21 protein-coding genes and 1 tRNA gene are annotated in these 25,635 nt (G+C 39.3%); 6 read left to right on the top strand and 16 right to left on the bottom strand.

Annotated features, from left to right (window positions below; translation table 11 throughout):
• Positions 1–2: 2 nt before the first annotated feature.
• The 8 genes from UABAM_RS31330 to UABAM_RS31365 form a co-directional block, all read right to left on the bottom strand.
• Complete coding sequence (locus UABAM_RS31330; protein WP_173013682.1) at positions 3–1,046, bottom strand: NAD-dependent epimerase/dehydratase family protein; 1,044 nt, start codon at positions 1,044–1,046, stop codon at positions 3–5.
• A complete protein-coding gene (locus UABAM_RS31335) occupies positions 967–1,836 on the bottom strand; it encodes an SDR family NAD(P)-dependent oxidoreductase (RefSeq protein ID WP_151971956.1) in 870 nt (289 codons plus the stop codon). The genes UABAM_RS31330 and UABAM_RS31335 overlap by 80 nt, the downstream gene beginning before the upstream one ends.
• Entirely contained in the window at positions 1,829–3,217 is a 1,389-nt protein-coding gene (locus UABAM_RS31340; protein ID WP_151971958.1) for an NAD(P)H-binding protein, read from the bottom strand. The genes UABAM_RS31335 and UABAM_RS31340 overlap by 8 nt, the downstream gene beginning before the upstream one ends.
• 448 nt (positions 3,218–3,665) lie before the next feature.
• Positions 3,666–6,002 (bottom strand): serine/threonine-protein kinase, encoded by a 2,337-nt coding sequence (locus UABAM_RS31345; RefSeq protein ID WP_151971960.1) that lies wholly within the window; start codon positions 6,000–6,002, stop codon positions 3,666–3,668.
• A gap of 4 nt (positions 6,003–6,006) precedes the next feature.
• A complete protein-coding gene (locus UABAM_RS31350) occupies positions 6,007–7,146 on the bottom strand; it encodes a cysteine desulfurase family protein (RefSeq protein ID WP_151971962.1) in 1,140 nt (379 codons plus the stop codon).
• A gap of 75 nt (positions 7,147–7,221) precedes the next feature.
• Positions 7,222–8,661 carry an NAD(P)(+) transhydrogenase (Re/Si-specific) subunit beta gene (locus tag UABAM_RS31355; RefSeq protein WP_151971964.1) on the bottom strand — a complete coding sequence of 480 codons (1,440 nt, stop codon included), beginning with the start codon at positions 8,659–8,661 and terminating at the stop codon, positions 7,222–7,224.
• Positions 8,658–8,960: an NAD(P) transhydrogenase subunit alpha gene (locus UABAM_RS31360; protein ID WP_151971966.1), complete on the bottom strand. Its 303-nt coding sequence runs from the start codon at positions 8,958–8,960 to the stop codon at positions 8,658–8,660. The genes UABAM_RS31355 and UABAM_RS31360 overlap by 4 nt, the downstream gene beginning before the upstream one ends.
• 7 nt (positions 8,961–8,967) lie before the next feature.
• Entirely contained in the window at positions 8,968–10,107 is a 1,140-nt protein-coding gene (locus UABAM_RS31365) for a Re/Si-specific NAD(P)(+) transhydrogenase subunit alpha (RefSeq protein ID WP_151971968.1), read from the bottom strand.
• A gap of 577 nt (positions 10,108–10,684) precedes the next feature.
• Here UABAM_RS31365 and UABAM_RS31370 point away from each other — a divergent pair.
• Positions 10,685–12,607, top strand: coding sequence for a serine/threonine-protein kinase (locus tag UABAM_RS31370; protein ID WP_151971970.1), 1,923 nt, complete (start codon positions 10,685–10,687; stop codon positions 12,605–12,607).
• 55 nt (positions 12,608–12,662) lie between these two features.
• Here UABAM_RS31370 and rpmB read toward each other — a convergent pair whose 3' ends face one another.
• From rpmB to UABAM_RS31395, 5 genes are all read right to left on the bottom strand, one after another.
• A complete protein-coding gene (rpmB, locus tag UABAM_RS31375) occupies positions 12,663–12,971 on the bottom strand; it encodes a 50S ribosomal protein L28 (protein WP_151971972.1) in 309 nt (102 codons plus the stop codon).
• 210 nt (positions 12,972–13,181) lie between these two features.
• Positions 13,182–14,450, bottom strand: a complete 1,269-nt coding sequence (locus UABAM_RS31380; protein ID WP_151971973.1) for an adenylosuccinate synthase — start codon at positions 14,448–14,450, stop codon at positions 13,182–13,184.
• 3 nt (positions 14,451–14,453) lie between these two features.
• Positions 14,454–15,023, bottom strand: coding sequence for a helix-turn-helix domain-containing protein (locus tag UABAM_RS31385; RefSeq protein WP_173013683.1), 570 nt, complete (start codon positions 15,021–15,023; stop codon positions 14,454–14,456).
• Positions 15,024–15,146: 123 nt separating this feature from the next.
• Positions 15,147–15,815 (bottom strand): DUF445 domain-containing protein, encoded by a 669-nt coding sequence (locus tag UABAM_RS31390; RefSeq protein WP_151971977.1) that lies wholly within the window; start codon positions 15,813–15,815, stop codon positions 15,147–15,149.
• A gap of 29 nt (positions 15,816–15,844) precedes the next feature.
• Positions 15,845–15,930, bottom strand: a tRNA-Leu gene (locus tag UABAM_RS31395).
• 126 nt (positions 15,931–16,056) lie between these two features.
• Between UABAM_RS31395 and UABAM_RS31400 the strand changes: the two genes are divergently transcribed.
• Together UABAM_RS31400 and UABAM_RS31405 are read left to right on the top strand one after the other, a co-directional pair.
• Positions 16,057–16,599: a hypothetical protein gene (locus UABAM_RS31400; protein ID WP_151971979.1), complete on the top strand. Its 543-nt coding sequence runs from the start codon at positions 16,057–16,059 to the stop codon at positions 16,597–16,599.
• A gap of 123 nt (positions 16,600–16,722) precedes the next feature.
• Entirely contained in the window at positions 16,723–17,655 is a 933-nt protein-coding gene (locus UABAM_RS31405; protein ID WP_151971981.1) for a leucine-rich repeat domain-containing protein, read from the top strand.
• A 67-nt stretch (positions 17,656–17,722) separates the two neighbouring features.
• On the opposite strand, the gene UABAM_RS31410 is transcribed toward UABAM_RS31405, so the two are convergent.
• A complete protein-coding gene (locus UABAM_RS31410; protein ID WP_151971983.1) occupies positions 17,723–19,765 on the bottom strand; it encodes an AarF/UbiB family protein in 2,043 nt (680 codons plus the stop codon).
• 181 nt (positions 19,766–19,946) lie between these two features.
• Here UABAM_RS31410 and UABAM_RS31415 point away from each other — a divergent pair, with 181 nt between their 5' ends.
• From UABAM_RS31415 to UABAM_RS31425, 3 genes are read left to right on the top strand one after another with little or no spacing between them, the layout of a single operon-like run.
• On the top strand, positions 19,947–20,489 hold the full coding sequence (locus UABAM_RS31415; RefSeq protein WP_151971985.1) for a hypothetical protein: 543 nt from the start codon (positions 19,947–19,949) through the stop codon (positions 20,487–20,489).
• A gap of 8 nt (positions 20,490–20,497) precedes the next feature.
• Positions 20,498–21,925, top strand: coding sequence for a DUF4301 family protein (locus tag UABAM_RS31420; protein WP_151971987.1), 1,428 nt, complete (start codon positions 20,498–20,500; stop codon positions 21,923–21,925).
• A 33-nt stretch (positions 21,926–21,958) separates the two neighbouring features.
• Positions 21,959–22,771 (top strand): hypothetical protein, encoded by an 813-nt coding sequence (locus UABAM_RS31425; RefSeq protein WP_151971989.1) that lies wholly within the window; start codon positions 21,959–21,961, stop codon positions 22,769–22,771.
• 57 nt (positions 22,772–22,828) lie between these two features.
• Here UABAM_RS31425 and UABAM_RS31430 read toward each other — a convergent pair whose 3' ends face one another.
• The gene (locus tag UABAM_RS31430) at positions 22,829–24,184 is read right to left on the bottom strand and encodes an FHA domain-containing serine/threonine-protein kinase (RefSeq protein WP_151971991.1); all 1,356 of its coding nucleotides are present in this window, start codon (positions 24,182–24,184) and stop codon (positions 22,829–22,831) included.
• A gap of 190 nt (positions 24,185–24,374) precedes the next feature.
• Entirely contained in the window at positions 24,375–25,628 is a 1,254-nt protein-coding gene (fabF, locus tag UABAM_RS31435; protein ID WP_151971993.1) for a beta-ketoacyl-ACP synthase II, read from the bottom strand.
• Between the last annotated feature and the right edge of the window lie 7 nt (positions 25,629–25,635).

Below are 25,635 nucleotides of genomic sequence, written 5' to 3' on the forward strand. Positions count from 1 at the left end.
CTTTACCATGGTCGCTGCTCATTTTTGGCGTACCATTTATCAGAGAAATTCTGCATATTCTGCAAAATAATATCGAGATCTTGGCCAATAAAACGCCGCGAAGACCACCCAAGACTTTTTTTCGCATGCGAAGTATCTAAGTAAAAATGTTCTCCCGCGAAACGAATCATCCATGGCTGAATAAAACGACGTTTACGCGACATCTTTTGCAGAATGTAGGCCCCAATATATGCGAGTATTTTCGGAACACGTAATAACGCAATGGACTTTCCATAATGGCATGACGCTGCACGTCGATGAATCTCGCGATAATGCAAGGGAGCGTTTTGCCCTATTAAAAAACGTTGCGTCTGTTTTTGTTGCCCTACGGCAAAACACTTTTCGATCGCATCACAAACCTCTTCCACATGAACGTATGTGATACCGCGATCACTACGTCCGGGATAAAAAAATTTCTCCGGGGAGCGACTACGTACTAATTCGATGGTTTGATACAGGGGAACTAATTCACAATAATTGCTGTAAACACCTGCGAGAACGAGAATGACAACCGTCTGCTTTAGCTTTTGCTTTTGTAGAAAGTTTTCCGCGACAATCTTAGATTTAGGGTAATGCCATAAACCAAGTTGTGGACTAATCTCTGTGATCGCTTTATCAGGGCTTGTAGGTGCAAGTGCCGCCATACTTGAGCTATAGACAAATACACTTTGCGGTGAGGTGTGCTTAGCAAATAAGTCAACGAAAAGTTCTAAACCTCGTTGCAGTTTAATATAATGCTCGTTCGCCGTATTTGCAAAATCATAGTATGCTGCTAAAAACACCACCGCTTTAATTTGCGATGCCTCGCAAGGCAAGTTTTGCCAAAACGTTGTGATATCGCGATCAGTTTCCATGTCTACTTGTAAACATACTTCGTCTTCGTGCAGGCAATGCGGTTGCTTTTTATCTATGCTAATCACACGATACTTATGAAACAGGTATTTGCGTAGTTGCCTCCCGATAAACCCCTCTCCACCCACGATCACGATCACTGATTTCGTTTCCATTTTCGTTTCCTCGCTGTTCATAGTAGGCTGGTAGTAAATACTTGGCAAAACGCTGCACTATTTTTTCTAATGTCGTTGGAAAAAGTTGAAAAGCTATAGAAGATACGAAATCCAATTTTCCGGGAATAACAACTCCTTTACCTGTACGGTAGACTTTATCTACCGACTTCGCAACTTGCTGCGGCGACAGAGTGGGGACAAAAGGAGACTGCATTTCTTTACTCATCGACGTACGTGTAAGCCCAGGAAGTACAATACTTGCTTGTATTCCATAGTTTTGTAATTCAATACGTATAGACCGTATTAATGCAAGTAGTGCGCCCTTTGTTGCCGCGTAGCTCGCGTTGCCAGGAAAGGGAACAAGTGCTGTTAAAGATCCGACAACAATAACCTTTCCATAGCGCTTCTTTTGCCACAACGGGATGAGTTGTTTTAACATTGCCACAGGGGTTAAGAAATTTGTGCGCCACTCTTTTTCGATATTTGCAAGCGAACTCTGCGAAAACAAACGATTGTGCAAAATAGCATGGTTGAGTACTAAGGTGTTGATCTCTCCCCAATTCTGTCGAATATGCTGAATCGCTTCTATGCCTGCGCTTTCGACAGAAAGGTCTACAGATAGATACTGTATATCATCGTGGTATTCACGCAAACGATCACGTGCCGATTGCAAACGTTCTTCGTTTCGTGCAATAATTACGATGTTCTCACCTTTTTTCGCAAAGTTGCGGGCAATCTCAAAACCAATTCCTTGACTACCACCTGTTATTACCATGTAAGATTTACTCATGATGTTCTCCACTGTAGTTACGTAAGTAATTACCAAAACGATTCATCACCCACAAGTGTATCCATGCCTGGCTGATGTTGTAAATATACCATGGTAGCGTGGGGCAAAAATCGTGAATAGCGGCAATAATATACTTGCCCTGCATGACTTCGCGAAATTCTAGTCTCCCACGGTCGGTGGTTTTGGCAAGAATACCTCCGGTGATATAAAAAAGATAACGATTTTCACTACTTCTCTCCGGTGAGAGTGTTAAAATAAGCAGTGGCCAACGTTTAAAAAAACGCAAGTAAAAGGAGGAGTTTCCCTTATCGTCGTTCTTCACAAAAAGAATTCCCTTCATGTAGCGATCTAACCATGTAGAATATTCCTTCGCGACCCAACTGGCGTCTTTCCCCGGAGGCAGAGGAAGTCGCTGAATAGAGCGCACATCACTCGCACGTGGAATAAACTTTTTGCGTTTGTATGATTTTTTGGGTGCCAAGTCAATGGCCTCGCGCACGGATTTTTCAAAAGGAATTTGCGGAAGTTTCAACTCCTGTTTCAAAGGATGATCTTTTGCCACCATATCATGTCGCAAGCTTTGAATAAGTGGTGCCACAAGTTTGCGACTTGTCCCAGTGACAAGACTTACCCACAACGTAGAAAGTTTTGCAGTAAATAAGGGGACTGTAATAAGAAGACGTCTTTTTCCCAAAGCTTTTGCCATCAATTTTAGGAGACGTTGGTAATTGAAAATGTCCGGACCGCCCAATTCAATTTCTTGGTGAAAAAAACGTTCATCTCCAATGGATTGTTCTATTCCCGCAATGACGTCTTGCAACGCAATGGGCTGCGTTTTCGACAGTGTCCACTGCGGACAAATCATGACTGGTAAACGCCGCACAAGTTTTTCTAACATGTGGAACGAAGATCCGCCTGGTCCGACGATCATCGCTGTGCGTATTGCGGTGAGAGGTACACCGTAACTAGACAATGTAACTTCCACCTCCAGGCGACTCTTAAGATGCGAAGAAAGGTCTCCCGGATCTCCCTCGTCAGGTATAATTCCCCCAAGGTATATAATTTGTTTTACACCCACTTTATTAGCTGCACGTGCAAAGTTATCCGCTAAAACAAGGTCAGTATCGCTAAAGCTTCCCTGTGTAAGACGTGCAGATGGCATCATAGAATGCACTAAATAAATGGCGTAGTCAACTCCCTCAAGACCCTTTTCTGCGTCCAGCATGGAGTATAAATCACAACTTCGCCATTCGATATTTTCACTTGATTTTTGTGAGCTGACATTACGACTCAAGGCAACAATATGATACGAGGGTGATAATTTCTCAAGAAGTGCTTGTCCAATAAAGCCATTCGCGCCAGCGATTGCTATTTTTTTCATAAATGACCCGCATTGTGTTGTAGTATTTTTATAGAAATGATGTATATATAATACACAAAATGTAGAAAATAGCAAACATTTTATTTTTATTTTATCAAAAAAATTCTACATTTATTGTGTATTGTCATAGCGAAAAGTATGCTAGTATGTGAGGCGAGATAAGTACTTAAAAAAACTAATAACTTGTCATCCCGTACCCAAAAACTTAAGTTTTTGGAAAGATACGGGACCCAGCAAATAAAATCGACTTTATATTGCTGGGTCCCGCATCAAGTGCGGGATGACATGATATGGTAAGTTTTTTCACTGTTATCCTTAAGTCAATGCTCGCGATCGTAATTGCGATGTCTGATGTACTAAAACAACCGCTGCTAGCCTTGTGCTAAACGCAGGTTGGTCTTGTTCCATTATTGCGAAGGACGAGATGTGGGTTTGGTTATTGTGAGGATTATTTATCCAATTGGCGGAGAAGTTGTCGCGCAATCATGTCATTATTATCTGCGGCTTTTTGTAGCCAATAACGTGCCTTGTCGATGTCTTTACTTACGTACTGGCCTTTCATGTAGTATTGGCCGAGTGTTCTCATATCCATAATACCACCTGCCTTTGCTGCCTTTTCTAACCATTCGATAGATTTTGCGATGTCTTTTGCGACACCGTCTCCGCGCATATACATTTTGCTAATGCCCGACATTCCACCAAAGTTACCTAACTGCGCAGATTTACTGAACCATTCATATGCGGCATTAAAATCCTGGTTGACCCCTGATCCCAAAGCATACAAACTCCCAAGATTGCTCATTGCCGTTGCATCATTTGCCAGCGCCGCTTTGTATGTCCAATCAAAAGCTTTACGAAATTGCTTTTGACCAAAAAAATAGTTGCCCAAATATTTCATCGATTCGCGATGTCCTAAGTCCGCGGCTTTTATATACCAACGAATAGCGGGAGAACCGCTAGAGCTCAAAATCTTTGCATAGAAAAGAATACCTTGTACATCGTTTGTTTCTGCCGCACGTTTCGCCCAATGTTTTGCCTGAGAAACATTGGTTGTTTCACCAGTTCCATGGTAGTATGTTTGTGCCAACTGCAACATTGCAGAAGGATTTCCACTATTTGCGGCTCTCAATAGCCACTTCTTTCTTTTTTTGTATTGTTTTTGCAAAAGATAAATCTTTGCGATCTCCACTTGAGCGTCACTATTATTTTTTTCGCTTGCCTTTTCGTACCAATACAATGACTTTTGGATATCTTTCTCCACTATATCTCCAGCGAAATACACCGCCCCCAATTTGACCATAGAAGAGACATGCTGTTTCTTTGCAGCTGTATATAATAGTTTTACATAATTATCAATGGACATAGTCGCCGCATTATTTTCAAAAATCGCAATCAATTCCAAAATAGCGGGAAAAACGCAATCTGCCTTTTTCAAAAATTTGACAGCAAGCGACGTGTTTTGCTCCACACCTAAACCATTTTTGTAAATAATTCCCTGCGCATACCATGAAAACACATCATTATTTTTTTGTAAATACGAGAGATTTTCTTGAATGATTTCACTTGCGCGATCACGATATTCTGTTTTGTACAAAATCAGAGCATGCAAAATGGAGGCTTTGGGGTTTTTGTCTTCTACCAGTGGTAAGTTATTCGTTTTCGCTTGTTGATAATTTCCTTTGAGGTACAAACGAAATGAGTTTTGAAAAATTTCATCTCGCTTGGCGTAAGACAAGTAGCCATATATGCAAAAACAACTTACAAATATAAAAACCGCTGTAAAATAATAATACTTGCGTAAATTTTTCCGCGAATTTCTGTATTTCTCCATCAATTGCTTTTTACAGTAATTTTGGTAATCTTTCTCCAGTTTTACCAATTTGCGTTTGACAATAAAAGAAGAATCAGATGTAGGTCTCCACGACCCTTTTTCCGCAACATTTTGAAAAATATCGCTAAACTTTTCTGCCAACAAATTCGCAGAGGATGTACGTTTTTGGGCATCTTTGCAAAGGGCATTTTGTAAAACTTCATTGATGGCGGCGTAGTGTTTGTAGTTTGCATCCTTGGGTAGTGTGTCTTGCAAAGGAGGTAAATCTTCGCTTTGCACTTTATCAATCATGATTGCCGGGGACGAGGCGTGAAATGGTGACTCATTTTGTCGTGAAAAAAACTGGTACAACACGATGGCAAGACAAAATACATCGGTGTTTTTTTCGACTTTTCCCATAAGTTGCTCAGGGCTCATATAGCCCAGGGTACCTACGAGCGAGTTGTCTTGGGTAATTTTTGCCAGTTTACTCGACACGGCCTTGGCGACACCGAGATCGAGTAGTTTAACAACACGCTGTTCTTCATTGACAACTATATTAGAAGGTTTAACGTCGCGATGAATCAGTCCGATGGTGTTGATCGTGTCAATAGCACGGCATATCTGGATGGCGACACACAACTGGTCTGCAAGATTCAGCGCATGTGGTTTTTCTCGTAGAAACTCTTTCATCGATAAACCAGGAACATATTCAACGACAAGAAAGTACTGGTGGTTTTCTGCGAAAAAATCGTAGGCTTTAATAACATTACGGTGGGAAATTTTTGATAAAAAATAAAACTCACGCTTCAAACGTTGTGTGATAACGTCGCGGTTTTCTCCTGTAACCACGATAATGTTTTGTTTGATAGCACAAATTTGATTTTTTTTGGTGTCAAGGGCACGGTATACTTTTCCCATGCCTCCCTTACCTATAATTTCTTGAAGCTGATAGCGATCTTGTAAATATTCCATAGTATCATTCTGGCATATTGCGTAGTTTATCCACAACCTTTGGCAAAAGTTCTTTAAGGTCTTCTATCTGCTGTTGTGTGTTATAGATAGAAAAGGAAAAACGAATGGCACTTGTAATAAAATCCCATTCGAGGTTCATTGCCTTGAGAACATGAGAGGGTTCTCTTGCTCCGGAGCTACAAGCCGCTCCATGAGAAACGTACACATTGTGTTGTGATAACTCGCGAACCAATACATCCCCTAAAACACCGCGAAAACTGACATTTAAGGTATTTGCAATTCGCGGAGCTCGAATACCATTTACAACGCATTGCGGTATATTGTGTAAAATAAAATTTTGTAGGTGGTTGCGCATTTGTTCTATTTTATCCATTTTATCTAAAAATGATGTTTTTGCCAAGTAGGAAGCTTGCCCCATAGCAATTATATTGTGAAAATTTTCCGTTCCCGAACGAAGATTTCTCTCTTGCTTTCCTCCCTGTACGGTAGATGATATACGCGTACCATCTTTTACATACAAAGCCCCTGCACCTTTTAGCGAATGAAATTTATGCGCCGAAATCGTCAATAAATCAATAGAATGGTCACTTACACTTAGCGGCTGGCGGCCAATCATTTGTGTAGCGTCTACGTGAAAAATGACATTGTACTTTTCAAGTATACGTGTAATTTCATCTATTGGCAGAATGACCCCTGTTTCGTTATTGGCATACATAACCGAAACTAAAAATGTTCGTGAAGAAATAGAGTTAGTTAGATAGTCGAGGTCAGGTAAACCGCTTTTACAAACGGGAAGATAAGTAATATCCCATCCTTGCTTTTCGCAGTAACGCATAGTATTGAGCACAGAAGGATGTTCTACTTTAGTAGTGATAATGTGGTTTTGACCTTTGGGAGCACAGGGAAGAGAACCAAGTATTGCCAGATTATTGCTCTCTGTTCCACCGCTGGTAAAAATGATTTCGCGAGGGCTGCCCCCTAGTAGGTATGCCACTTGTTCTCGCGCGACATCTAATAGCTGGCGACTATTTTTTCCCAAAGTATGAAACGAGGAGGGGTTGGCATAAATATCGAGATGTTCTAAAAGAAATTGTTTTACTTGTGGTGCGAGAGGAGAGCTGGCATTGTTGTCTAAATATATCATTTCAAAATCTTGCCAAAACAATAATGTTGGTAATCGCTTTCGCGATTACCAACGAATAATCGAAAGTTTATTTAACTAGTTTTTAAACTCGTCTACAAGAGATTGTATGGTTCCTTTGGCGTCACCGAAAATCATACGAGTGTTTTCTTTAAAAAACAGAGGATTCTGAATACCCGCAAATCCCATGCCCATACCCCTCTTTAAAACATATACAGTTCTTGCCTTGTCAACATTTATGATAGGCATTCCATATATAGGGCTAGTTTCATCGTCTCGTGCCGCAGGGTTTACAACGTCATTTGCCCCGACAACAATGGCCACATCAATGTTTTCTATGTTGGGATTGATGTCATCCATTTCGATGAGTTGGTCATAAGAAACGTTTGCTTCTGCCAAAAGTACATTCATGTGCCCCGGCATACGACCAGCAACAGGGTGAATGGCGTAACTAACTTCGGCCCCATTCTCTTCTAGCAGTTCGCCCAATTCACGAGCAACGTGTTGCGCTTGCGCAACAGCCAAACCGTATCCTGGTACAAATACAACAGAGCTTGCACTTTCGAGTACATAATATGCATCTTCAGGACTAGCTGCTTTCGCTTCACCTTCCACGGCCTTACCACCACTCGAAGATGCTCCACCAAATCCGCTAAATAGTACATTGGATAGCGAACGGTTCATCGCTTTGCACATAATAACTGTTAAGATAACACCACTAGCACCTACAAGAGCACCAGAAACAATCAAGATGTTGTTTTTAACGACAAACCCTGCTGCGCAAGCCGCTAACCCTGAATAACTGTTCATCAGAGAAATAACAACCGGCATATCTGCCCCACCGATAGGAATAACCGCAAAAACACCAAGAACAACAGAAATACCGATGGCTCCCCAAAATAGGTAATTGGCGATGTCCGCTGTGGGGTCTTTTGTAATCATTACCGCACAAGTAACCGCTCCAGCAACAAGCAAAATGTTTAAAATGTGTTGCCCAGGGAAAACAGTTGGTTTTCCACCGATAACTTCCTTGAGTTTTGCCCACGCAATTAAACTACCCGAGAAAGTAACACCTCCGATAAGCACCGACAAAAATATCGTTGCTAGAGTCAGAGTATCTGCAGAGGTACTGTTTTTTATTGCAATGGTGGCCACAACATCGTATTGGTATACAGCCCAACCAACAAGTAAACTACTAATTCCACCAAAACCGTTGAGTAGCGCTACCATCTCAGGCATACTTGTCATTGCAATCAATCTTGCCGCTAGAAGACCAATTATAGTACCAGCGATCATACCATAAGCAATCCAGTCATAGTGCAAATCAGTGACTGTGCCTAACTTTGCTTCTGCTAGCTGTGGGAGATATAAGAAAGTTGCAACAATGGCGATAAGCATGCCTACAAAAGACACAAAATTACCTTTGCGCGCAGTAGCAGGAGAACTCATCATTTTTAGGCCAAAGATAAATAATATCGCTGCAACTATGTATGATAATTCTATTAATCCTGCGTTCATTTGTTACCTCCGCTACCCTTTTTCTTAAACATACCTAACATGCGATCTGTAACCATATAACCTCCAACGACATTTATCGTCGCAAATGTTACAGCCAACGTTGCAAGTATCAATGTTGTTTGGTCTCCGCCACTTGTTCCTGCGGCAATAATTGCTCCTACTAGAGTAATACCAGATATCGCATTTGATCCCGACATTAAAGGAGTGTGAAGAGTAGAAGGCACTTTTGATATAATTTCAAAACCCAAAAAGATTGATAGTGCAAGTATAAATAATAGATAGATTACCTGATTGTCCATAATTGCCTCACTTTTCTTCTAACAAACTTTTGATTTTTTCATGGCGAACTTCATTATCGTGTGTCAAAAGACACCCTTGCATAATTTCACTTTCCAAATCTAGTTTGAAAGTTTTGTTTTCTTTGTCCCAAAACTCATCGATCAAGTTAAACAAGTTTTGCGAATACATTTGACTAGCATTTATTGCAACGCGCCCAGGTAAGTTGCCTAGACCAATTATTCTTACCCCATCGACATCAACTACTTCGTCTACCTTCGAACCTTCGACATTTCCTCCGGTTTCCACCGCTAAATCGACAAGAACACTTCCCGGCTTCATACGCTTGACCATATCCGCCGTGACAATTACGGGAGCTTTGCGTCCAAATACTTGTGCTGTTGTGATCACAACATCACAAAGTGAGCAATGTTTCGCCATTGCTTCGCGTTGTATTGCTAATTGTTCTTCGGTAAGTGCTTTCGCATAACCATCTTTGGTTTGCCCAGTGTCACCGAGATCAATTTTCAGGAATTTTCCACCTAGTGACTTCACTTGTTCTTCCACGACAGGACGGGTGTCAAAAGCATCCACACGTGCTCCCAATCTTTTTGCTGTAGCGATTGCCTGGAGCCCTGCAACACCTGCCCCAATGATAAATACTCTCGAAGGCTTAATTGTTCCCGATGGGGTCATCATCATCGGAAAAATCTTATCGAGATGGTCTGCAGCAATAATTACCGCGGTGTACCCTGCAAGGTTTGCCTGAGAACTAAGTGCATCCATTTTTTGGGCTTTTGTAGATCGCGGAATTAACTCCATGCAAATAGCGTTAACTCCTTCTTTGCTAAATTCTTCTACTAATTCTAACTCGTTAAAAGGATCCAAATAACTAACGTGAATACATCCTTTTTTGAGTTTTTTGATTTCTGACTTTTCTGGCTTGCGCAAACGCAGTACAATGTCGCCTTCTTTGAGAAGTTTTTCACGATCAGTTTCTACTTCTGCGCCTACCTTTGTATAATCCTCATCTTGGTAACCAGATCCTAAACCCATGCCAGACTCAATAATAACTTTAGCTCCCATCTTAACAAGCTTTCCAGCTGTCTCAGGTATCACAGGAACTCTTTTTTCATTTGCATGAGTTTCTTTCGGTATCGAAATTTGCATAAAGCTTACCTCGGTTTGATTAAAACTAGTTAAGTGATTTTTTACGTTTAAGCTGTATTGTAATGGGGTTGTAGTGATTTAAGTACAACAGAATAAAAATATTGTTACGCGCTTAGATCTTTGTTTGTAAATTTCCCCAGAAACCTTTTAGAGTAGAACATTCTCTTGTTTTGTGGTATAGTAGAGATGAGTATATTGAAATCTGTGAAACATTTTTGGTACAAATCCGGGTGTCGTCTACTACATTGTCATAAATTGTTTTTAGACAATAGCAAAATATTTTACCACCATGTAAAGGAAAATGTGCTTCATTCCCAAAACAAGCGGACTCTCTAATTTTGATATTTAATCTACAGCTCTAGATTCAAGAGATTATAGAAGTCAAAGTCATTATTTGCAATAAAATTTTCACGAAGAGACCATTGTATGACGCTCACTATTATTGTTTTGGGTACTAGCGAATTTTCTCTTCATAAAAACCAAACCATTGTGTAGGAAATAGTAGAGACCCCGAGCAAAATAATGTAAGCGATAATGGAAACGATAGTATTCCCTCAAAGATATTGTGGTAAAAGATATGGATAAAAAAGCAAAAATAAATTTGGGTAAAAGAATACAACAATCTGAAAAAGAAGATTCCTCTTCCCAAAAAAATAGTTCAATAGAAGAGTTTCGTGAACAAAAAAAGCTTCAAAAGCAGCAGCAAGAAGAATTACTTGCCGTTAGCTCTGAAATTGAGCGTTTGAACGAAGAATTGCTAAGTAAAACGAATCGATTTCAAAGCGTATCGGCGCAAACACAGAGTACACAAAATACACAGAGTACACAAGATACACAGAGTACACAAGATACACAGAGCGCACAAAATACACAGAGCACACAAAATACACAGAGTACACAAAATACACAAAATATACAGAGTACACAAGGTACACAAGGCACACACAGCTCACAAGATGCAGAGCGTACACAGCGTATACTAGGTACACAGCGTACACAAGACACAGGTAATACCAAAGTGAGAAAGAAGGATGAGATAGGTCGCGATTTACACACAAAAAATTACTATAAAACCTCCAACTTGCCTTTTTATAAACCCATTCAGAAAACACAACGTAAACGAATGAGCGATCTAAACCTTAATATTCCGACCAAAAGAACTAATATACCAAACTTCCAAAAAAAGGCAGAAACCCCTTCGAAAACACAGACACTCACAGACAAGGAAAATCGCCAACAAAAGACAGAAAGCCCACTGAAAACGCAGACGTTGACAGGTAAAGAAAGCTTTCAACAGTTGGCACTGCAATTTCAAAAAAATCAAAAATCCCCCATTAAACTCAACCATCAAAATAAAAACGATGACATTGAGTTTATACAAAAAAAAGAACAGTCACAACAACCGCAACCGCCACAAAATAACAGTGTCGCAGAAACCATCAATGCCGACTTCTCACAAGAAAGTATACACGACGATCACTTACGTAATTTCGTAACATCCGATGCCACCATCAACGAAGATGTACCTGTATCTGTACCTGGTTCAGGGTATGCAGAGACAATAAAACAAACTGCTGACACACAAACGGGACCTCCACCGGTGCAACAAGGTTATGCAGAAACCATTGTTGCGCAAGAACCACAGAATGTTCCTCAAAAACCCATAGACAAAAGAAAAGATCCGATGGGTCTTATCGGTTCATTTATCATAGACAAGTACAACGTGCAAAGACTTTTAGGCCGTGGTGGTATGGGAGTGGTGTATTTAGCTGAACATAAGAATCTTGGTAAGAAACGCGCGATTAAAATACTGCCCAAATCAGCAACAATTCCTGAAGAAGATATCGAACGATTTTATGCCGAAGCGAACATTGCCGCTTCCATTGAACATCCTAATGTTGTTCAAGTTCACGACATTGATGAAACAGAAAAATTTTACTTCATTGTTATGGAGTATATAGAAGGACACAGCCTTGACCAATACATGCAAAAAAATGGTTTATTCAATGTTAAAGAAGCAGCAAAAATTATTAAATTATGCGCCCTAGGTCTTGCAGCAATTCATGAAAAAGGTCTCATTCATCGCGACGTAAAGCCCGCAAACTTCATGCTCGGAAAAGAAACCGTCAAGATTATGGACTTTGGTATCGCAAAAGACCTGAATAGAGATGTTGCTTTGACATCAACGTCTACGATTATCGGGACACCTCAGTTTATGGCTCCAGAAATGATCAAAAAGAAAACGATTGACGTTAGAAGTGACATTTACTCGTTAGGAGCTACCTTTTATTTTTTAATAACAGGACAGTTTTGTTTTACGGGAACACCGATGCAAATAATGTATCAGGTAATCAATGAGTTGCCTGTACCTCCTGAGGAACACAACGACAAAATAAGTCCAGAGGTATCACAGATTATTTTAAAGATGCTTGCGAAGAACCCACAGGATCGTTTCTCTGATATGCATGAGCTTGTTGCGACGTTGGATATATTGGTGTGATGATAGATGGTTTTAGGCACAGGAAATTCCTGTGCCTAAACACATGGGTGTAGCATTATTCTTTGTCTTTATTTTTCTTCTTTTTCTTCGGCTTTACTGGCTTAATAAGACCTGCCTTCAATAAAACTCTGTAGGGACCATCACGGTCAATTGTTTTCAATGCTTTTTTACACAGTTTTACCTGTACATGAGCATTCAATTCAGGAACCCAAATTTTTCTTTTTTGTAAATTTGGCTTGAATGTTCTCTTTGAGATCCCTGTGGTTTTTAAACCGATACCGCCTTCACATTTAGGCTTACCTCTTCTGGCAATGCTACGCCCAAATTGTGTGCGTTTTTTTGTAACTTCACAAACTCTAGACATAATTCTTGTCCTTGTAATTATTTTAGTTGCTAGTTCAATTTTTACAAATGCCTGCGGGAAATGTTTCCGAAAACTTACTATTTTTACGGTACTTTTGCAGATGCATATGCCTATGTTATTTCACATAACTCTTACAACTAGCGATTGGTAGTAATATCGAACTATTGAAGAATTTTTTATAATATCATTGTATGACCACACTGTCAAGTTTTACTCTTTGAAAATAGTTTGTGATCTCTCGGGACCTACAGAAATAATATCAACGGAAACCCCGACAAGTTGCTCTATTTTTTCGATATAGTTTTTACAATTCACTGGAAGATCTGCAAAATTTTTGCAGTTCGCTATATCTTCTGTCCAACCAGGTAAACATTCATACACCGGCTCTAAATCATCAATAACATTCAAAGAATTGGGAAAATGGTGTAAAATTTGGTCTTGATACTTGTACTGTGTACAGATTTTGAGTTCATCAATCCCTGAGAGAACGTCTAACTTTGTAAGAGCAATACTAGTCAAACCGTTCACACGATGCGTATTTTTTAGCAAAACGGTGTCCAACCAACCACAACGCCTTTTGCGACCTGTTACTGTGCCAAATTCGTTGCCTATTTTTCCCAGTCTTTCACCGATCTCGTCTTCCAATTCAGTAGGAAATGGACCGCTACCAACTCTTGTTGTATAAGCTTTGACAACTCCAACAATATTGTGAAGACAACTAGGAGGTACACCGCTTCCCAAACTTGCGGCTCCTGCACACGTATTGGAAGAGGTAACAAAAGGATAAATACCGTGATCTATATCGAGAAATATTCCCTGCGCGCCTTCAAAAAGGATAGGTTTCTTCGCAGAAATATGTTCCTCTAACAGAAGAGAGGTGTCTGTAACGTAGTTGCGGATCAAGTCACCATACTTTGCATACTCATCACAAATTTCATCTATAGTTGGGCACTTTTCCCCTAATGCAACAATCACTTTTTCCTTTAACGGAAAAACTATTTCGAGACGTTTTCGCAATAGATCTTTGTCACATATGTCACAAATACGAACACCGCTTCGCGAAATTTTATCACTATAGGTAGGTCCTATCCCCTTGAGAGTTGTACCTATTTTATTTTTACCACGATTTTTCTCTTCTATTGCTTCCCAAATTTTATGGTATGGCATAATCACCTGTGCGCGTTCACTGATGCGTAGATTATCAATACCAATATCGGCTTTTTGCAATACTTCGAGTTCTTCGAGTAAGACTTGCGGATCAATAACAACGCCATTACCTAATATACAGGTTTTTTGGTGAAAAATACCTGAGGGAATTAGGCGTAGTTTATATGTATTTTCTCCAATAACAATTGTATGACCAGCATTGTTACCACCTTGAAAACGCACTACAGCATCGTAATTTTCAGAGAGAAGGTCAACTAACTTTCCTTTTCCCTCATCACCCCACTGTGTGCCCAACACGACTGTATTTTTCATTTTTTAATTCTTTTTCAACAAAGAGTTAATTTTTTTCTTAAACATGGTTGCTTTTAACGGAAATTCTAAAAATTCGTTAAATCCATATTGAGTCAATTTTTTCTTCTGAGAATTCGAAAAAGCACTAGAGATAGCTACGATAATTAAATTTGCATTATTCACCGTATTACGAATCGAACCACAGAAGTTTTTATTATCTACACCTGTCAATGATAAATCAACAAAAATAATGTTGGGCAATTCTTGGGTAGCCGTCATACCAGCTGCGAAAACATCGTTTGCTATACTAAATTGAAACGTATCGCTTTTCAATATGGCATTTGCAAATTTTTTGTTGTAATTTTCCGGTGCACAAATCAATAAAACATTGATCACATCTTGTTCTTCGTCTGTAGGAAAACCATGAGATTTCATAAATTGGTATACGGCATCACGCGGAATGCGAATTTTTCCTGACCCTGGCATTTTAAAGTGTTTTATTCGATCTTCACGTATCCATTTGTGGATTGTAGGAATGGAAACATCGCAAAGTTTTGCGACCTCACCTGTTGTCAAAGATTTTTTCTTATCCATTCGGACTTCCATCTATAATGTAGAATTTATAATATAAAAATATGCGTATATGCAAATTTTGCTTTACAAGTGGCAACTATAACCATAAGATTTATAAAATTCAAGAAAAAAATATCGTGGTTTTTATAGGCATAAAGAGGTGAATAAACCCAACAGAGCACCAAATACACCTCCCCAGACAACAAGCCAACCGAGGTGTTCACGAATCATACTCTGAATAATCTCTTTTACTTTTTGTGGTGTGAGTTCTTCTAGGCGTTTGTCGACGAGCTGTTCTACTTTTTCTCGAAGACTTTCAAAATTTCCTGTTGTAAATTTTTCGAGAATATTAGATTCATTTAAAAAGTTGAGGGTTTTCTCTTTAAAACTCTCACGTAAAGGCTCAAGCGCACCTACTCCACCGAACATACCTAACATAGAACCAAAGGAAGATTCTTCTACGGTTTGTAGTAGTTTATCAAATAACCCATCGACGACAGAACTTAGGTCCGTCTCTTCTGTCATAGCTTCCTTAACGTATTTTTCGAAATTTTCTTGAGTGAAAAAGTTATCCATAATCAGGTTGCGAATACCGCTTTTAAATTCCTCAAAACGATTAGGAATAATACCAGATCCGTACAGAAAAGGAATTTTTTCAAATAGCATATACACGGCTAACCAGTTGGTGAATGCACCTGATAGGGCGAATAAGCTGGCCTGATATAGATGTTGTTGACCAGTAAATTGTGGGCTAAAATATGTGATGATAAATACAACTATTGCAATTAGGTTGGTAAATAGACTTTTTTTCATAATTTTTTGGTTTGGTGTTAGATGAAAAGTGCCGAAGGTGGGATTTGAACCCACACGAGATTTTACTCTCACAAGGCCCTCAACCTTGCGCGTCTGCCAATTCCGCCACTTCGGCTTTTGTTACATCGTGAAAAGAATAATACAATGCCTATAAAAAGTCAAGCGTTTTTTTTATTATTGTATAAAAGTTGTGCAACTTTTTTTACAATAGCAATTTTATAGGTCCTTAGGAGGTGGTTATATGAAAAAGCTATTTATCAGTATTGTAAGCGGTACCATTATTTTATTTATATGGAATGCCATTTCGTGGATGGTACTCCCTTTTCACAGCAACTCACTGCAAAACTTGCCACAAGGCGCCATAGATCCACAGGTCTTACAAAATATCCCCCAGCCAGGCGTTTTTCATTCACCAGGACTTCCCGCAGAGGAAACTCCGGAAGCGTGGCAGCAACTGATCAAAGAATCCAAGCGTGGACCAGTGGTGAGCTTGATGGTGGTTCTACCTAAAGGAGTCGACCCACTTTCCCCACAAAAATTTTTATCATCGCTATTACTCAACTTGCTGATGGTAATCATGGCCATTATTCTCATTCGCTTAGCGCAAATAGAAAGCTACACCAGACGCGTAGCATTCTTCGTGGTGCTATCACTACTTATTGCCACATTATACGTCGCGCAAATGATCTGGTTTGGCTTTCCACTATACTATACTTTTGCCAATGTTATTGATCCTGTTGTTAGCTGGACGCTTATTGGCCTTGTTTTGGGGAAGACGCTCTGATCTCCTCAAAACTGTCACATAGCTGTGATCATAATCATGATTGCGGCTATGTGAAACGATCATGTATTTATATCAAGCCTTAAACTAGGAATTTTGTTAAAAAATGACGGAGGCAGAGTTAGAATGAATAAAAAAAAGTGGCTTTCGCAAATTTTTATCGCGTTTACTTTTTTGGTGAGTATTTTTGCAATTGTTATTGCCATCATGTATTTTCAGATGCGAAGTGAAATTGTCAAACGTTTTGGAGATGACTACAAAATAGGTACTGTTTCTTGGCGTTTTCTCCGTGTATACGGGCTTGCCCCTCATCGAGACAACAGACTGTACTCGCCTTTTATATGGGATTATCGTAAGCAACTTTTTGACACCGCCACAAAAGAAGATTTCCCTTTTTTATCGCAGCTGGAGGAAATGCAGCATTTAGATTTATCCATCAACACCTTTAAGACAATACCAACAGAAATTCGCAAGTTGAAAAAATTACAAATTCTTGTGATGGAAGAAAATAGTATCGTGGTAATTCCTCCAGAAATTGGAGAACTACAAAATCTTACCGAGTTAAATTTAGACTGCAACCGAATAACTACCATCCCTAAAGAAATAGGAGCATTAAAAAAGCTTGAGACCCTTATCCTTGCCGACAACTACATAACAAAAATTCCACGAGAAATAGGAGAATTACAAAATCTTACATTTCTGAATTTATGTCTAAATAAAATAACGATAATGCCACCAGAAATAGGTGAATTACAAAATCTTGTTGAGATGGATTTATCTTTCAATAAAATAACGATGATACCTCCAAAAATAGGAAAATTACACAACTTAGAGGCTTTAGTGTTATATAATAACAACATAAACGTTATTCCACCAGAAATCGCACAACTGCAAAAATTAACTCGTCTGGATTTACACGAGAACACGATAAAAATTATTCCAAAAGAAATGTCACAACTAAAAAATCTCAGACGTTTGAATGTAGGTAAAAACAAGGTAAGTAAAAAGCACCAAAAGGAAGTAAGTTCATGGTTTCCAAGAACAATGGTTATTTGGTAGGTTGTTGTAAAAGAGTATCGTTTTCATATTGATGGGGCATCAATATGAAAACGAATGTCTATCTCACCTAGGCCTTTTTCTGCAATAAAATGCGATGCAGACGCATAATTTTTTTCTCGGCCAGCTCGGTTAGGATATTCAATTCCATGCGCATCAATCGGTGAAATTTGGGATCTAGTAGTTCGGCGAATCTTTTTTCGTGCTTATCGAATTGCTGTTGGAAATAATAGTAGGTCTTTAACAAGTCCTCGGAATGGTTGTGAATCTCTACCACTTCAAAATACGGATCGCTATTTGCCACCAACTGTTTTACCGACGCAAATCCCAATATCGGCGCTTTTTCGATAATTTCATTGCATGTCTCTTGGTGTTTTAGTCCTTCAATAAAACGACTATCGGCGTTGAGAACCTGAATATACAACTTCCCGTGGTCTTTTAGCTTGCCACTGCACCATTCGAATAGCTTTTGCAGCCTCAAATCCATAAGTCCTGCTCGATTTTCGAATATTGACGCCATGTGCACTAAAATTTCAATGATAACAATCGCATCGGCGAGCGGATATGGCTTTTCCACTACGTTGTCAAAATCTTCCCAACTCGACCATACACAATCTAGTCCACGCTCAACGCACAATTGCTGTTCGGTTTTACTAATCGTAACCCCTAAAACATCGGCTCCGCGTTTTTTCATCGCATCTAACATTTGTCCACGTCCACAACCAACATCAATAACAAACTGACCTTTCTTAAGACCAATTTGTTGCATGGTGAATTCATTGCGATTCTTGTACGCCTGTTCGATGGAACAATTGTCTTTAAAAAGTGCTGTGGAGTAACTTCCAAAGTCTTGCATAAGCATTTTTTCGACTTCTTCAGGTAAAGAGGTGTATTCGGCCATATCCATTTTTTTCTTACGTGTATTTTCAATCATATCGAACTTAGGATTTAAGTGTAGGATATAACCTTCTACGGTAATAAGGGTCAAAAACATCTTGCTAGTGTTGGGTTTTAATTGTAACTGATAACGCGAGAGTACATGCATCAGTTTGTAAAAAACAACAGAAAAACCGTCTTGAGAGCTACTGTGTTCCTTAACGATGTCATACAATTCGTCTAGCAATGCCTTTTTGTCAAACTCTTTCTTGCGACGTTTGGGATGTGGAATAATAAAGTGATCGATAAAATACTGCGTTGCAAAGTGATAAAATCCTTCGACTAACGAAAAATAATATGTGGTCAGGTGATTGCGATCTTCCACCGGAAACTCATGAACTAAACCAAAATCGATGAGTACTAGTTCTCCTTTGGTATTCCAAAAAAAGTTACCAGGGTGTAAATCCGCATGACACAATCCTTGCAAAAATATCATCGAATCCATAAGATTATCTACACGGCTCGCTAGCTCCTCTCCGGGAGTATTCAGCTTTTCGTACTCGTACGGTTGGACAGCGTCGACAAATTCTGTTACCATAACTTGTGTACTTGAGAACTCGGCATATACTTTGGGAACGGTGAGGTTTGGTTCGTCAGCAAATAGCTCGCGAAAACGTATAAAGTTATCGGTTTCATGAGTTAGGTCCGTCTGAGTAATTAACAGGCCTTCTAGTTCATTGACGATCCCCGGTAGGTTAATCATTCGTAAATTTTTGAAAAGTAACTCAAAAACATTGACCATCATACGAATAAATTTAAAGTTGTCGTGTACCTCACTCAGTATATTTGGGCGAAGTACTTTAACAGCCACGTCTTCTCCACTATGCAACTTGGCTTTGTAAACTTGTGCAACAGAACCCGCAGCAATCGGTTCTTCGCCGAATTCGCTGAAAATTTCTTCTGCGTCTTTAGGAAGGTTCTCACGTATAATCTTACGCATGATTTTTTCTTTTTCAGGAGGCACATTATCACACAACGTGGAAAGCTTTTCGGTGTACTCCTCTGGTATTACATCGCGACGCGTACTTATGACTTGCCCCATCTTTACATATACAGGACCTAAGTGAACAAGTGAGTTGCTAAGAATTTGAGGAAATTTGCTACGTCGAAAATAAAAAGACGACGCGCCAATCGAGCCATACCATAAAAATTTAAGTGTGGATTTTACAATGCCCATGATGTGTGTTCCTTGCTACGAGTTTTTTGTTTTTTGTTTGATTTTCAGCATGGATCATATTGTAATAAAAACACTAGGGCGTGTCATCAATTAAAGTTTGTTTAGGAAAAAAGTGTTTGGATGAAATTGTGGTTTTCGCGATTCCTATCCACCACTAAGAATTAGGAGCTTTCTAGAAAAAATGGAGAAAGCATTTAAAAAACATAGAGTTAGTAGTCTTATATATCTATTTATTCTTACAATATTTCTCAATATAGTCGCTGTCACATATTTTTATGAACAAAGTTACGAATTTCGACAATTTACCAATGACAACATTACATTTCTAACGCCGATTCTCAACAGTGTGATTTCTCGCTATAGTTATTTTTATGCGATAGATATGCAATACGTGATTTTTCTTTTGTGGGGAATTATTTTCTTGAGTTCGGTAATTGGATTTATTGAAACGCCACAAAATCCATTGCTGCCTAATCCATTGAATATGTTTTTTACTATCGCAATCTGCACCATTGCCACGATTGCCGTCACTGTAATTTACTACTGGCCATACGACACAATTCGCGTGGGAGGCCTTTTTCAGTTTTACCGCGGGAATGCCGAAAATTTTTCCAACAATGTCATTTATGTAGTCAATATACTCACCATTATTTATCTCTATGTATTTATCATTAATCGTGTCTACCTGTGGGTTCAACAGAAAGATAAAATACAAAAAAAATAGGAGTTCTTATGCTAAACAGTGTAGATATTCAATTTCTAAAACAACATAACATAGATATTGATACAGCAAGAGAACAACTTGAACGCATAAAACAATCACAGCGTTACCTCACCTTAGAACGTGCTTGTACACATGGAGATGGAATCACCCAAATCAATGATAGTGACTTGTACATAAAACTATGGCAAGAAGCTTGCGACAAACAAAATATCACGAAATTCGTTCCCGCTTCGGGAGCGGCAACACGTATGTTCAAAGAACTACTTGCATATATCGAATCTCCGCAAAATAACTCACCGCAAATACAAAAGTTTTTCCAAAACCTCGACAAATTCGCTTTTTACGATCAGATTCCATCACACAAACACCAAAAACAAATAGAGGTATTGCAATTCTTACTAACAGAAGAGGGACTAAACTACGCCAATTTACCCAAAGCCCTACTCCTATTCCACAAATATCCACAACCACGCTTAGCATTTGAAGAACACTTAGCGGAAGCCGTTAACTATATAAAAAAAGACGGACATTGCCGTTTGCATTTTACGATTACCGAAGAGCACCTACCTCTTTTTCAAAACCTCATAGACTCGAAAATGAACACTTGGGAACAGAGGTGGAATAGTCATTTTGATATTCGTTTTTCACACCAAGAGCATTGTACGGATTCTCTATCCTTAAATCAGCAAGGAGAATTATGGCGTACAGAAAACGGAAAACCGTTATTACGCCCCGCTGGGCATGGAGCGCTCATTCACAATTTGAACAATTGCGATAGCGATATTATCGTTCTTAAAAATGTAGACAATGTCTGCCCTGATTCGCGAAAAAACGATACGTATTTGTGGAAAAAAGTTCTCATTGGTTTATTATACGATTTACAACAGCAAAGTTTTCGTTTTTTAGAAAAGCTACACGCAAACCCAGATGAACAAACAATACGCGAAGCGCATAATTTTGCCAAAAACTCTTTACACATCGCTCATTCGCAAGAACTGTCCCCCACTGAATTAATTGACTTTTTAAATCGTCCACTTCGTGTTTGTGGAGTGGTACCAAATACCGGGGAACCTGGTGGTGGTCCATTTTGGGTCAAAGAACCGCATGGGTGTAGTTGCCAAATCGTCGAAAAAGTACAAATCTTACCTGAGCAACAAGATATCATGCAAAATGCCAGTCATTTTAATCCTGTGGACGTTGTATGTGGTGTCAAAAACTTTCGCGGGGAGAAATTTGACCTCCATAAATATGTAAATCACGATGCCTTCATCACCGTAGAAAAATCACATCGCGGCAAATATCTAAAATCAATAGAACGACCCGGTCTATGGAACGGAAGTATGCATTACTGGAATACCATATTCGTAGAAGTTCCCATCACCACATTTACTCCCGTAAAAACCATATTCGATTTACTACGCGAAGAACATCTATAAAAAAATTAGACTGGATTAACAGGATGGATAGAAATGTATTATTTAGACTGGATTAACAGGATTAGCAGGAATGTCATTTACTTATTGCTTGTATTGTTGCTGGGATGTAGTGGCCACGACAAAAAAAATATTCGCTTACAGAAAAAACCTGTGGTGCGTATTGTCAACGAAGCACAATTGCCACAAGAACTCTATCGTGACCTTCGCGAACAAATTCTGTATTGGACACCAAAGGTTTACACTTACAACAACGCCAACCCTGGCCCTGTGATATGTATATTGACAAATAGACAAGGTGTCGGAACCTGTTACCGCGGAACAATTCGCGTGCCCGCATTTTTCCGCCCACAAAGTATTGTAGAAACATATATCCATGAGTTAGGACACCATGCCACCGGTTCTAAATCGCTATTCTTCTTTAAAGAAGGCATTGCCACCGCAACGTTAGAAGTCGTATTAGAAGAAGAAAATCGCATTCCCGATACTTGGCCACAATATGGACAAACCAACGATAATTGGGTACGACTTTTTATCAAAAAAAATGAGATACTTCCACTAGATGAAATCATAAATTGGGCGGGCTACATGGGTGGTTCACGTATGGGAGACTATAGATCATGGCAGGTGTATGTGGTCGGTGGTTCTTTTGTCAAATGGTATATAAACACTTATGGCTACGCGTTATTCCGCAAATCATTTCACAATAAAAAATTCCACAAGTCGCACCAAGAACTGGAAAAAGAATGGAAAAGTTTTCTAAAAGAGGAGAAGCTTGTTGCGTTCTATCCGGGAGATTATTTACCTAATTCTAGGCGCTATGACTACTTTATTAAGCGTCTTCGTTAAGAGTTTGTGAATTGAAAATGGAAAAAGCATAAAAAAAGGCTCCCAAAGGGAGCTTTTTTATATCTTAATAGCGAGAAGTGCGTCGCGCATTTCTTCCATGGTTTTGAAGCGATCCTTGCTTTTTTTCGCAAGCGCTTTCATGATGATTTTTTCCAACTCAGGAGGAATATTCGCAACAGTGTTTCTCAATGGAGGTGGATCATTGCGCAGGATATTCTCAATTACTTTACCTGGAGGATCTTCACCAAACGGAGGGAAACCTGTTAAGGTGTAGTACAAAGTTCCACCCAATGAAAATATATCCGTTTGTGCACTTACACTTTTTGCGTCCTCTAATTGTTCAGGCGAAATATACTGTATTGTTCCAAGCATCTGTCCTGATGCAGTAAGTTGCCCTGCCTTTTCACGCACCTTTGCTAATCCAAAGTCCGCTATCTTAACCACACCCTTGCGATCCACTAGTATATTTGATGGTTTTACATCGCGATGAATAATACCTTTAAGATGAGCGTGTCCAAGACCGCTTGCCATTTGTATGGCTAACTTTATCAATATTGGTGGAACCAAAGGACCGTGTTTTTTGATGATTTTGTTTACATCTTCCCCATCAAAACACTCCATGGAAATATAAAAATTTCCATTGGCTTCACCAGCGTCATGGATACGTAAAATATTGGGGTGATCGAGAGAAATACCCAGTTTTGCTTCTTGAAGAAAACGCTTCACAATTTTTTCTTCCGAAGTAAACTCCTCTTTAATCACCTTAATCGCAACGACATTTTCTAGATATGTATGTCGTGCTTTAAACACAAAACCCATCCCACCTTCTCCGAGAATGTCTAAAACCTGAAAAGGTCCTATTTGTGTAGGAATTCCTGGAGGTAAAGGCTTCACTTGTGGATGAGGCGGTCTTTCTAAGGTTCTTTGTGGCATTTCATCCGACGTAATCGTAACTTGCGGGGCACGTCTTTGATTTTTAGCTGGAATCCCACGTTCTAAACACTGCTGACAATATATTTGGTCGCCATGTCGGAAAGCTCTTCTTTGCTTGACATCACTGTCTAAAATGTTACAGCCACATTGCCCACATTTCCCCACAACTCCAGGAGACAAGTTTTGTTGAGGCACTATTTGAAATACATGACTTCCCACACGAATTTCATCATGCAGATTGAGAATTTTTTCCCCTATTCTCTGTCCACTTACAAAAGTACCATTGCGGCTTTTTAAATCGATTGCTTTTATACCTGAAGTTGTTATTTCTATAAGACAATGTTGTCTAGAAAGTAGTGGATCATCAGGAATTGACAGATCACAGCTGGCATCTCTACCTATAAGTACTCTCTCTGGCTTAGTGATTTGTTTTAGGTAACCAGTTCTTTGTCCTTTAGTTATACGAAGTTCCAGGTTCATAATTTTTATGTTGCAAATCTCAAACTAAATGAGTTTGCTTTCCTTTATTCAGTGTTCTATTGGAATAACAAGTTTAAAATTTTGTTGTTTTTCATGAATAGATTTTAAAGCGTATTATTCTATTACATAACTAGTTTTTAAGGATGAAAACTAAATCGGACAAAAGAAAGACTCTTGTTTCAAAAGAAATTTAGTTTTCATTCTGTAGTTTGCCTAAAACAAGTGATACGTTTGATCCTCCGAATGCAAAAGAATTAGACATGGCATATTGCACATCTAAATCTCTTGATTCGTTGGGAACGTAATCAAGATCGCAGTCTGGATCAGGAAACTCATAGTTCGCTGTACCATGGATCTTGTTGTGAAAAACACTTAGTGCGCACACGATGCATTCTATGCCCCCGGCGGCACCGATTAGGTGTCCAATCATCGACTTTGTTGACGATACCGGAATTTTATATGCATAGTCGCCAAACACTTTTTTAATTGCCATTGTTTCGATAACATCGTTTTGTTTCGTACTTGTACCATGAGCGTTTATGTAGGAAATTTGTTCTTTTTGTATTTGTGCATCGTCAATTGCTTGGTTCATGGCATACTCAGCACCTTTCCCTTCTTGGTCAGGTGCCGTTATATGGTATGCATCAGCTCCCCAGCCAACACCAACAACTTCCGCATATATTTTGGCATTTCTTTGTTTAGCATGCTCTAGCTCTTCGAGAATAACGATACCAGCGCCTTCTCCCATAACAAATCCATCACGTGTCTTATCAAATGGTCTCGACGCTTTTTTCGGTTCATCATTTCTCTTAGATAGTGCTCTGGATGACGAAAATCCCGCCATTGTGGTGGGTGTAATAATTGCTTCGGTTCCCCCTGAAACAACGATGTCGGCATCTCCATACTGAATCATTCGCGCAGATAGTCCAATTGCATAAGGTGCAGAAGCACATGCTGCAGAAGCGGTAAAATTCATGCCTTTAAAACCGTATTTTATCGAAACTTCGGAGCTTGCGGCACTTAACATCGCGGAAGGAATTGTGTAGGGCGCAACTCTACGAAAGCCTTTTTCTCTAGCGAGTTGAACTTGTTTTTCTACTAATGTCATTCCGCCCATGCCTGAACCTAAGTTTACGCTTACGCGTAACGGATTTTCTTTGGCAAAATCAAGTTTTGAGTCTTCGATTGCTTCATGGGTAGCATATAGAGCGTATTGAGTAAACAGATCCAGGCGACGAACATCTCGTGGTTGAATGACGGATGTTGGATCGAAATCTTTAACCTCACCTGCGATTTTACATCGGTGTTCTGCACAATCAAATTTGGAAATGGTATCAATACCGCTTTTATTGTCTAATAAATTTTTCCACAACTGCGCAACATTGTGTCCCAATGAATTCACAGAACCTAAACCTGTAATAACAACTCGTCTTTTTTTTGTCATACGCTTA

Origin of the sequence: Candidatus Uabimicrobium amorphum, from assembly GCF_009002475.1 — a bacterium.
Lineage (GTDB): Bacteria > Planctomycetota > Uabimicrobiia > Uabimicrobiales > Uabimicrobiaceae > Uabimicrobium > Uabimicrobium amorphum.